The sequence below is a fragment of the Rhodococcus sp. P3_B8 genome (assembly GCF_056402775.1).
The window spans coordinates 1-9,842 of sequence record NZ_JBFUGT010000251.1; the positions used below are offsets into that span (position 1 = coordinate 1).

The 9,842-nt window shown below is 70.1% G+C and carries 12 protein-coding genes; 3 read left to right on the plus strand and 9 right to left on the minus strand.

Translation table 11 applies throughout. The features are described 5' to 3' along the window. Window positions 1-240, minus strand: a 240-nt coding sequence (locus tag AC1D1G_RS35795; protein ID WP_477955819.1) for a pyridoxamine 5'-phosphate oxidase family protein, incomplete at its 3' end; no start/stop codon positions are given. A gap of 18 nt (window positions 241-258) precedes the next feature. Here AC1D1G_RS35795 and pdxR point away from each other — a divergent pair. The 3 genes from pdxR to AC1D1G_RS35810 are packed head-to-tail and all read left to right on the plus strand — an operon-like array spanning window position 259 to window position 3,819. After that, window positions 259-1,767 (plus strand): MocR-like pyridoxine biosynthesis transcription factor PdxR, encoded by a 1,509-nt coding sequence (gene pdxR / locus AC1D1G_RS35800; protein WP_477955820.1) that lies wholly within the window; start codon window positions 259-261, stop codon window positions 1,765-1,767. Window positions 1,768-1,806: 39 nt separating this feature from the next. Next, window positions 1,807-3,252 (plus strand): amidase, encoded by a 1,446-nt coding sequence (locus AC1D1G_RS35805; RefSeq protein ID WP_477955821.1) that lies wholly within the window; start codon window positions 1,807-1,809, stop codon window positions 3,250-3,252. Window positions 3,253-3,255: 3 nt separating this feature from the next. Then, window positions 3,256-3,819, plus strand: a complete 564-nt coding sequence (locus AC1D1G_RS35810) for a TetR/AcrR family transcriptional regulator (RefSeq protein ID WP_477955822.1) — start codon at window positions 3,256-3,258, stop codon at window positions 3,817-3,819. Between the two features lie 51 nt (window positions 3,820-3,870). Here AC1D1G_RS35810 and era read toward each other — a convergent pair whose 3' ends face one another. The 8 genes from era to AC1D1G_RS35850 form a co-directional block, all read right to left on the minus strand. Then, entirely contained in the window at window positions 3,871-4,788 is a 918-nt protein-coding gene (era, locus tag AC1D1G_RS35815; protein WP_011594322.1) for a GTPase Era, read from the minus strand. Next, a complete protein-coding gene (locus tag AC1D1G_RS35820; protein ID WP_105415158.1) occupies window positions 4,781-5,113 on the minus strand; it encodes a cytidine deaminase in 333 nt (110 codons plus the stop codon). The genes era and AC1D1G_RS35820 overlap by 8 nt, the downstream gene beginning before the upstream one ends. Next, on the minus strand, window positions 5,106-6,422 hold the full coding sequence (locus tag AC1D1G_RS35825) for a hemolysin family protein (RefSeq protein ID WP_477955824.1): 1,317 nt from the start codon (window positions 6,420-6,422) through the stop codon (window positions 5,106-5,108). Before AC1D1G_RS35825 ends, AC1D1G_RS35820 begins: the two co-directional genes overlap by 8 nt. Before the next feature lie 21 nt (window positions 6,423-6,443). Further along, a complete protein-coding gene (gene ybeY, locus AC1D1G_RS35830) occupies window positions 6,444-6,986 on the minus strand; it encodes an rRNA maturation RNase YbeY (protein ID WP_477955825.1) in 543 nt (180 codons plus the stop codon). A 36-nt stretch (window positions 6,987-7,022) separates the two neighbouring features. After that, window positions 7,023-8,096 carry a PhoH family protein gene (locus tag AC1D1G_RS35835; RefSeq protein WP_477955827.1) on the minus strand — a complete coding sequence of 358 codons (1,074 nt, stop codon included), beginning with the start codon at window positions 8,094-8,096 and terminating at the stop codon, window positions 7,023-7,025. A gap of 108 nt (window positions 8,097-8,204) precedes the next feature. Next, window positions 8,205-8,528 carry a hypothetical protein gene (locus AC1D1G_RS35840; RefSeq protein WP_477955828.1) on the minus strand — a complete coding sequence of 108 codons (324 nt, stop codon included), beginning with the start codon at window positions 8,526-8,528 and terminating at the stop codon, window positions 8,205-8,207. Between the two features lie 126 nt (window positions 8,529-8,654). Continuing rightward, complete coding sequence (locus AC1D1G_RS35845; protein WP_105415100.1) at window positions 8,655-9,416, minus strand: alpha/beta hydrolase family protein; 762 nt, start codon at window positions 9,414-9,416, stop codon at window positions 8,655-8,657. Window positions 9,417-9,422: 6 nt separating this feature from the next. Continuing rightward, the coding region (locus AC1D1G_RS35850) for an RsmE family RNA methyltransferase (RefSeq protein ID WP_477955830.1) at window positions 9,423-9,842 on the minus strand (420 nt) is incomplete at its 5' end.

Sequence of the window (9,842 nt, forward strand, 5' to 3'; positions counted from 1 at the left end):
GTCGAGCATCGCGACGCACAGCGCCGCCGGTGCGCCTGCCGCCACCTGCCGCAGCGCGCCGGCCCCGGTGGAGCCGTGCAGCAGGATCCTGTCGCCGTCGCGGGCGTACAGCATCGGCACGGCCCACGGCAGCCCGTCGACGACGGTGGCGAGGGTGCCCATCGGCGCGGCGTCGAGGACGGCGTCGAGTTGCGCGCGTTCGGTGCGGGCACGGTCCGGGTATCTCATGATCTTGTCCACGAGACCATCCTCACCCCTATGTGGATCAGCTTCCAGATCCACAATTATCAATATCGACAGACCAGTATTGTGGGGACCATGCCCCGCATCAGCCCCGAACTGCACCTGACGTTGCGGCTCCCCGACGCCGACGCGCCGCTGCGGCACCGCATCGCGGAGTCGATCCTCGACGAGATCCGCGGGGGTCGCCTGCGACCCGGCGACCCACTGCCCTCCTCGCGGGCGCTGGCCGCACACCTGACGGTCGCGCGGGCGTCGGTGGTCGACGCCTACGACGAACTCTGCTCGTCCGGATACGCGAACGCCCGCGCCGGTTCCGGCACCCGGATCGCACCGGGCGCCGACGTCGCGGCCCGTGCACACGTCGCCTCGCACACGATCACCCGAACGTCGGATCAGGCCTCCGCCGCCGCCCCCGGGACACCGGCGGCGCGGTGGGATCTCACTCCGGGCCACCCCGATCCCGCCCTGATCTCCACCGTCGACTGGCGCCGGGCGTGGCGGACGGCCGCCGCCGCGGCCGTGACCTCGGACGTCCCGGGCCCCGGCGCGCACCCGGAGTTGCGACGGTCCCTCGCGGTACATCTACGCCGCACCCGGGGGATCGCGGCGCGCCCCGACGAACTGGTGATCGTTCCCGGAGTCGCCGCTGCGCTCCGCACCCTCGTGGCCGCAGCAGGACTCGGCGGCCGGGACGTGGTGTTCGAGGAGCCCGGCTACAGCCGGGCCCGCACCGTCCTCGACGATTCGGGGGTGCGGACGCGCAGCGTGTCCGTGGACGGCGACGGCCTCGACCCCGCCCTGCTGCGCGCCACCGACGCCGCGGCCTATTGCACGCCCGCCCATCAGTACCCGATGGGGGCCCGGATGCCGGTGGGCCGCAGGGCGCGGCTCGTGGCCGACGCCGCGGCCTCCGGAACGGTGATCATCGAGGACGACTACGACGGCGAGTTCCGATACGACGTGTCGGCACTGCCCGCCCTGCGCAGCATCGACCGCGGGCCGGAATGCGTGGCGTACGTGGGCACGGCGTCGAAGATCCTCACTCCCTCGATCCGGGTGGCGTGGGTGATCGCGCCTCCGGCGCTCCGGCAGGGACTCGTCCGGGCCCTCGACGCGAGCGGTGAGGCGTGCTGCGCGACCACTGCCCTCGCGCTGGCGCATTTCATCGACTCCGGTGCGCTGTCACGGCACCTCGCCCGCGCCTCCCGCACCTACTCGGCCCGCCGGGCGGCCTTCGTCACCGCACTGCAGCAGCAATTGTCCGCGGTCGACACGGACGGTGCCGGGCTGGCCGGCATCGAGGCCGGCCTCCACGTCGTCCTGACGCTGCCCGATTCCGTCGACGACGTCGCCGTGTCGGCTGAGCTGCAGGACCACGGCGTGACGGTCCCGAGCCTCGCGGATTACCGCACCACAGCGGACGGCCCGCGGGGGCTGGTCTGCGGGTACGCCCGACTCCCCGAATCGCAGGCTCGCGGGGCGGCCGAGGCAATCGGGAGGGTGATCCGGCAACACCTCGGCTGATACTGTTCGTTCGAACGAACAGTCACGGGGAGGGGCGACATGAGCGCGGGACAACTGGACGATCGACGGCAACGCGACAACGACGGAGATCGGTCCCCGGGACTCGTCGAGCAGGCGCAGGCGCTGGCCTCGGGCGCCACCACGTCGGTCGCGGCCACCCGCGCCGCCCTCGACCGCATCGACGCGAGCCAGCCGACGCTCAACGCGTTCAAGGTGATCCGCCGGACCAAGTCACTGGCCGAAGCCGCCGAGGCCGACCGCCGGATCGCCGCCGGTGAGCGCCTGCCGCTGCTCGGGGTCCCGATCGCCGTGAAAGACGACGTCGACGTGGCCGGCGAGCCGACCGCGTTCGGGTGCCCGGGCGACTTCCCGCCCGCGGCGCGCGACTCCGAGCTGGTGCGACGCCTGCGCGCAGCCGGCGCCGTCGTCGTGGGCAAGACCAACAGTCCGGAGCTGGGACAGTGGCCGCTGACCGGCGGTCCCGCCTTCGGGTACACCCGAAATCCCTGGAACGGTGACCACACCCCCGGGGGGTCGTCCGGCGGCGCCGCGGCGGCCGTGTCCGCCGGTGTGGTGGCCGCGGCGATCGGTTCGGACGGCGCCGGGTCCATCCGCATCCCCGCCGCCTGGACCAACCTCGTCGGGATCAAGCCTCAACGCGGCCGAATCTCCACCTGGCCGGCAGCCGAGGCGTTCTACGGCCTCACCGTCAACGGCCCGCTGGCTCGGACGGTCGCCGACGCGGCGCTGCTTCTCGACGTCGCGTCGGGACCGCACGAGGGCGACCTGCACACGCCCGCACCGGTCACCGTCAGCGACGCCGTCGGCCGCGACCCCGGACCGCTGCGGATCGCGCTGTCGCTGCGGATCCCGTTCACCGCGACCCCCACCGCGCTGCATCCCGAAGTCCGCCAGGGCGTCGCACGGATCGCCGAGGCGCTGCGCAAGCTCGGGCATCGCGTCGTGGTGGACGACCCCGACTACGGGATCATGTTCGGGCTCGGCTTCCTCCCGCGGTCGATGGTCGGCATCGACGACTGGGTGCGGAAGGTCCCGGACCCGTCACTCGTCGACCCCCGCACGAAGGGCAACGCCCGGACCGGGCGACTGTTGCGTGGGGCACCGCTACGCGCCGCCCGCGCCGCCGAGCCGAGGATGCAGCGACGGGTGGGGGCGATCTTCGACAAGTACGACCTCGTCCTCGCCCCGACCACCGCGACTCCCCCACCGAGGGTCGAGGGGATCGACGGCATCAGCTCGTGGGCCACGGACAAGGTGATCACCGCGGTCTGCCCGTACGCGTGGCCGTGGAACGTGCTGGGCTGGCCCAGCGTGAACGTGCCGGCCGGGTTCACGTCCGGCAACCTGCCGACCGGAGCCCAGCTGATGGGACACGAGGGCGCCGAGCCGCTGCTGGTGTCGGTTGCGGCTCAGCTGGAGTCGGTGTTGCGGTGGGACCTGGAACGTCCCGAGAAATGGTGGTGACCGGTGGCTTCGACGGACGTTCGTGACCGCATCCTCGCGGCGGCGCTGCACATCGTCGGCACGGAAGGCATTCCCGGCGTGACCAATCGGCGGATCGCCGCGCAGGCCGGCGTGTCGCTCGGCTCCATCACGTACCACTTCCCCACGCAGACGGACCTGTTGCGCGCCGCGCTGTCCGGGTTCGTGACGGAGGAGACGCAGCGGCTGTCGGAGCTGGCGGAGGGGTACCGGGACAAGGGACTGAGCCTCGAGGAYGCCGCGGCGCTCACCGGGAAGGTCGCGAAGGACCTGGCGTTCTCCGCCGAGCGGATCGCCCCGTTCGAGCTGTACATCCAGGCGGGACGCGACCACGAGCTGCGTCAGGCCGCGGCCGAATGTTTCTCCGCGTACGACGATTTGACGGTGACGATCCTCACCGCCCTCGGCGTCCCGGACGCCGCGTCCGTCGCACCGACCATCGTCGCGACCATCGCCGGCCTGCAGCTCAGGAGACTCGCGACCGGAAGCGACGGCGATCACGACTTCGCGACGTCGGTGCTCCTCCTTCTGAGGGCCGCCGCCCCGTGAGTGGTTGACGAGCCTCTGGACTCGTTCACCACGCACGGGTGGCGCAGCCGCCTAGAACCCCAGGCGGCCCAGCTGTTTCGGGTCACGCTGCCAGTCCTTGGCCACCTTGACGTGCAGTTCGAGGAAGATCTTGGTGCCGAGCAGCTTCTCGATCTGCAGCCGGGCCTTGGTCCCCACTTCGCGGAGGCGGGCGCCGCCCTTGCCGATCACGATGCCCTTCTGGGACGGGCGTTCGACGTAGAGCAGGGCGTGGACGTCGAGCAGTTCGCCCTGCTTCTCGGTGCGTCCCTCGCGGGGGATGATCTCTTCGATGACCACGGCCAGGGAGTGCGGCAGTTCGTCGCCGAGCCCCTCGAGTGCGGCCTCGCGGATGAGTTCGGCCATCAGCGTCTCTTCGGGCTCGTCGGTGAGCTCGCCGTCCGGGTAGAACGCCGGGCCCTCCTCCATCTTCGACGCGAGGACGTCGACGAGCACCTCTACCTGCTCACCGGAGGCGGCGGAGACGGGCACGACATCCGCCTCGGGACCGAGGAGCTTGGACACGGCCAGCAACTGCTGCCCGACCATGTCCTTGCTGACCTTGTCGATCTTCGTGACGATGCCGATGAGCGTGGTCTTCGGCGCGATCTGACGGACCTGCTGCACGATCCACCGATCGCCGGGGCCGATCTTCTCGTCCGCCGGGATGCACAGGCAGATCACGTCGACCTCGGAGTAGGTGTCGCGCACGAGGTCGTTGAGGCGCTGGCCGAGGAGCGTCCGGGGGCGGTGCAGCCCCGGGGTGTCGACGAGGATCAGCTGCGCGTGGTCGCGGTGCACGATGCCGCGGATGGTGTGGCGGGTGGTCTGCGGACGCGAGGACGTGATCGCGATCTTGCTGCCCACCAGCGCGTTGGTCAGCGTGGATTTGCCCGTGTTGGGCCGTCCGACGAAACAGACGAATCCGGAACGGAATTCGGTTTTACTCATGTTGCTCCTCGATCACGGATCCATCGGTTCGCGCGAAGACGACGGCCGCCTGCGCACTGACTTCGTGTAGGGCGGCGATGCCCGGGTCTTCCGGGTCGCCGCCGATCACGACTGCGGCCTCGAATCCCTCGGCGCCACTCGACACCGCCGCCGCGACAGCAGCCTGCAGCGCGGTCAGCGACAGCGCCGCCAGCGCGACCGCGCCCGCCGAGTAGGTGCGGCCGTCGAGATCGCGGACGGCCGCGCCCTGACCACTTCCGGTGCGGCCGAACGCTCCTCGCGCGAGCACGACCAGTTTGGCGTCTTCGTCGCCCAGTTCAGTCATCGCCGTCCTCCCGGTCGCCGTCGCCACTGTCGTCCTCGTCGATGGGGGCGCGTTGCACGAAGACCGTGCTGATGCGCACCCGCCCGCGCACGTCGGGTGAGCCCTCGCCGCGCAGGACGAGACCGTGCGAGACGACCTCCGACCCCGGGAGCGGCACCCTGCCGAGCTCGTAACCGATGAGCCCGCCGACTGTTTCGACCTCGTCGTTCTCGACCTCGATGCCGAACAGTTCGCCGAGATCCTCGATCRGCAGACGCGCGGAGACCCGGTACATGCCGTCGCCGAGATCCTCGACGGGCGGTGTCTCGTCCTGGTCGTACTCGTCGGCGATCTCACCGACGATCTCCTCGATGACGTCCTCGATGGTGACGAGCCCGGCGATTCCGCCGTATTCGTCGACCAGCACGGCCATGTGGTTGCGGTCGCGCTGCATCTCGGCGAGCAGGCTGTCGAGGGGCTTGGAATCGGGCACGAACACGGCGGGCCGCATCACGTCGGCGACGCGGACGCTGCGTCCGCCGTCGCGCGAGTGGTACGTCTCCTGCACGAGATCCTTGAGGTACACCACACCGAGCACGTCGTCGACGTTCTCCCCGATCACGGGGATCCGCGAATGTCCGCTGCGGACAGCCAGCGACGTCGCCTGTCCGGCGCTCTTGTCGCTCTCGATCCACACCATCTCGGTGCGCGGCACCATCACCTCGCGGGCGGACGTGTCGCCGAGTTCGAACACCGACTGGATCATCCGGCGTTCCTCGTCGGCCACCACGCCGCGCTCCTGCGCCATGTCGACGAGTTCGCGCAGTTCGATCTCGGAGGCGAAGGGGCCGTTGCGAAATCCCTTACCCGGGGTGATCGCGTTACCGATCAGGATCAGGAGGCGGCTGATCGGACCGAGCAGAGTTCCGATGACCTGCAGGGGAAACGACGTGATCAACGCGATCGAGTAGGCGTGCTGGCGACCGAGCGTCCGGGGGCCGACCCCGATCACCACGTAGTCGACGAGCACCATGATGATCGCGGTGAACGTGAGCGCCCACACGGGCTCGAGGAGATCGGACAGGCCACCGACGAGCACCACCGTGGCCGTGATCTCGCACAGGATGCGCAGCAGCACCATGAGATTCACGTAACGCGGGCGATCCGACAGGATGCGGAGCACGCGGGTGGCTCCGGGGCGATCCTCCTTCGCCATCTCCTCGATGCGCGCGGACGAGATCGTGTTGAGTGCGGAATCTACGGCGGCGAAGACACCACCGAGCGGGACGAGGACGATCGCGAGGACGATCAGCGCGATGGCGCTACTCACAGAAGACCCTTCACGTGGCGGTTACTGGTCCGGTGAGTCGAAGAAGCCGGCCTTGCCGAGCAGCTTCTGATCCCGGGCAGCGAGTGCGGCGTCGCGTTCGGCCCTGCGAAGATCCTCGTACCAATCTTCGAGCAACTGGTTCTGCAGGCCGAACATCTCCTTCTCCTCCTCCGGTTCGGCGTGGTCGTAGCCGAGGAGGTGGAGCACACCGTGCACGGTGAGCAGAGCGAGTTCGTGAGCGAGCGGGTGACCGGCCTTGTCGGCCTGGTCCGCGGCGAAGGACGGGCACAGCACGATGTCACCGAGCATCGACGGGCCGGGCTCGGGCGAGTCCGGGCGACCGCCGGGCTCGAGCTCGTCCATCGGGAACGACATCACGTCGGTGGGACCGGGCAGGTCCATCCACCGCATGTGGAGGTCGGCCATGGTGGCCGAGTCCACGAGGACCATCGACAACTCGGCCGCGGGGTGCACGTCCATCCTCGCGATCACGAAGCGGGCAACGCTGATCAGCTCCTCTTCGGAGACGTCTATGCCCGATTCGTTCGAGACTTCGATGCTCATGTGTGTCGCTTCCTCCTGGTTCCGGCGACACTCACCCTACCGTCGTGGAGAACGCGAGTGCGCCGCTCTCCGCTGTGCGCGGTTCCCGAGCTCGACCTTGCCGTCCCGGTCCGCCTCGAAACGCTCGTACGCGTCGACGATGTCGGACACCAGCCGGTGCCGGACCACGTCGCTGCTGTTGAGTTCGGCGAAGTAGATGTCGTCGATGTCACCGAGGATCTCGGTGGCCGCGCGGAGCCCGGACCGGGCACCGCCCGGCAGGTCCACCTGCGTGACGTCGCCGGTGACCACGACCTTGGAGCCGAAGCCCAGCCGGGTGAGGAACATCTTCATCTGCTCGGCGGTGGTGTTCTGCGCCTCGTCGAGGATGATGAACGCGTCGTTGAGCGTGCGGCCACGCATGTACGCCAGCGGCGCCACCTCGATGACACCCGACTGCATCAGCTTCGGGATGGCCTCGGGGTCCATCATGTCGTGGAGCGCGTCGTGCAGCGGGCGCAGGTACGGATCGATCTTCTCGTGCAGCGTGCCGGGCAGGAACCCGAGCCGCTCCCCCGCCTCGACCGCGGGACGGGTGAGGATGATCCGCGACACCTGCTTGGTCTGCAGGGCCTGCACCGCCTTCGCCATGGCGAGGTAGGTCTTGCCGGTACCGGCGGGCCCGATGCCGAACACGATGGTGTTGGCGTCGATCGCGTCAACGTAGCGCTTCTGGTTCAGCGTCTTCGGCCGGATCGTCTTGCCGCGCCGCGACAGGATGTCGAGGGTCAGGACCTCGGCGGGCGAATCGCTCAGCCCCTGCGTGAGCATGCCGACCGTGCGACGCACCGCGTCGGGGGTCAGCGGTTGCCCGCGACCGACAATGGAGCCCAGTTCCGCGATGACCCGTTCGGCGAGCGCGACGTCGCCGGGCCGTCCCGTCAGTGTGACGGCGTTGCCGCGTACATGGATGTCTGCGTCCAGGACCCGTTCGAGAGCGCGCAGATTCTCGTCGGAAGAACCGAGGAGAGGCGGGACCGTTTCGGGTGGGAGATCGATACTCGAACGCACGGTGCGTTCCGCCGGACGCGTGGCGCCGAACGTCTCGCCGTTCTGGTCTTGTTCGCTCACGTGAGGAATATGGCCTTCTTCCCGGTTCCTGGGCGGTCACGACGGTCGTCGTGATGAGGGAAGTCTATCGCTCGCAGGTCACGGCGCCCACCCGATTACGCGACGCCGTCACCGCTTCGGGACGTCCTGATGCTCGCGCAACCGGTGCCGCGCCTCGTCCACGACGCGCGCCCCGCCGGCCGGCGTCGGCCCGAGCACCGCGAGGTACGCGACCGCGCACGATGCCCCCGAATCCTGCACTTCGCCGGAATTCGCCTGGTCCAGCAGGGTGATCGTCGTCGATTCCGCGAGAGGTACGACGAGAACACCCGGGAACGCTGACCCGCTCGACGACCCGCACGTCCCGGTTGCACACCACCCCGAGGAGATCTGGATGCGCTGCTCGTCGAGTTCGCGGCGGGCGAACGACACACAGCATGCGGAACCGGTCACCGATCGGTCACCCGCGCCGAGCACCTCCCGGCACTCCTGGACGGGAACGGCCAGGGAATCGGGGCCGTGATCGTGGCCCTCGTCCTGCCCGGACGCCCGGTGACGCCCGAATCCGGCGACCGCGGTTCAGAACTCGCCGGCGTCGGACAGTAGGGCGTCCCGCGAGATCTTCCAGCAGTCGGTCTCGGGATTCAGGAAGGCGTAGTGGTCTTCGCCGTCGACGACATGCAGCGCGACCGGATCCCCGGCCGCCCGCGCGGCCTCGCTGTACCGCACACTCACCTTCGCCGGAACCTGCGCGTCCTCCGTGCCGTGGACGCACACCACCGGCACCCCGGTGGGGATGCGGTGCAGTGGGGACGCGGCGCGGTACCGGTCGGGGTCTTCGTCGAAGGGGACTCCCAGGAGATCCTCGATGTAGCCGATCCGCCGGCCCCGCTCGCCCGCGGACGCGAGGTCGAGGGCGCCTGCCTGGGAGACGACCCGCTCCGGCCGGACGGCCGTCCGCTTCTCCCCGGCGAGCCACACCGCGAGCTGTCCGCCGGCCGAGTGGCCGACGACCCGGACCTTCGACAGGTCGAACGGGACGGGCGACTGCTCGGCGACCGGACCGGCGATCGCGTCGAGCGCGGCGACGACGTCGGCGGACATCTCGTCCCACCGGCCGCCCGCACCGAGCCTGCGGTATTCGATGTTCCAGACGGCGACGCCGTGGCGGGCGAGGTCGACCGCGAAGCTCGTGCCCAGGTTCAGGTGGTACTTCCCGCTCCAGAAGCCGCCGTGGACGACCATCACCACCGGGACCGCGGCGGCCACGGGCTCCTCGGGCGGGTAGAAGTGCCCGAACTGCTGCGGTTCGGTTCCGTAGGCGATGCGAATGCGGTCCACGGACAGTCAGGCTAGCGGGGCCGCGCCCCAGCGGTCCGTGAGGACTCCGATGGCGCCCAGCGCGACGGCCGCGGCGGTCGAGGTCCGCAGAACGTGCGGGCCGAGCAGCACCGGGACGGCGCCTGCGTCCGTCAGTGCGGCGATCTCCTCCTCGGAGATTCCGCCCTCGGGGCCGACGACGAGCACGATCTCGGCCGCCGAGCGCAGCGGAAGCTCGGCGAGGCCCTGGGTGGCCGCCTCGTGCAGCACGGCGACGACACCGCCCCGGCCGACCACCTCACGGACGACGGCGAGCATTCCGGCGGTGCGGTGCAGTTCCGACACCTCGGGGACGATCGGCCGCCGGGACTGCTTGGCGGCGGCGAGAGCCGCGCTGCGCCAGCGAGCGACACCCTTCGCGACCTTGGGGCCCTCCCACCGCGCCAC

Excerpts from the sequence above, each read along its gene's own strand:
- AC1D1G_RS35820 (WP_105415158.1), bottom strand. The coding sequence starts at position 5,113 with ATGACTGAACTGGGCGACGAAGACGCCAAACTGGTCGTGCTCGCGCGA.
- era (WP_011594322.1), bottom strand. The coding sequence starts at position 4,788 with ATGAGTAAAACCGAATTCCGTTCCGGATTCGTCTGTTTCGTCGGACGG.
- ybeY (WP_477955825.1), bottom strand. The coding sequence starts at position 6,986 with ATGAGCATCGAAGTCTCGAACGAATCGGGCATAGACGTCTCCGAAGAG.
- pdxR (WP_477955820.1), top strand. The coding sequence starts at position 259 with ATGTGGATCAGCTTCCAGATCCACAATTATCAATATCGACAGACCAGT.
- AC1D1G_RS35805 (WP_477955821.1), top strand. The coding sequence starts at position 1,807 with ATGAGCGCGGGACAACTGGACGATCGACGGCAACGCGACAACGACGGA.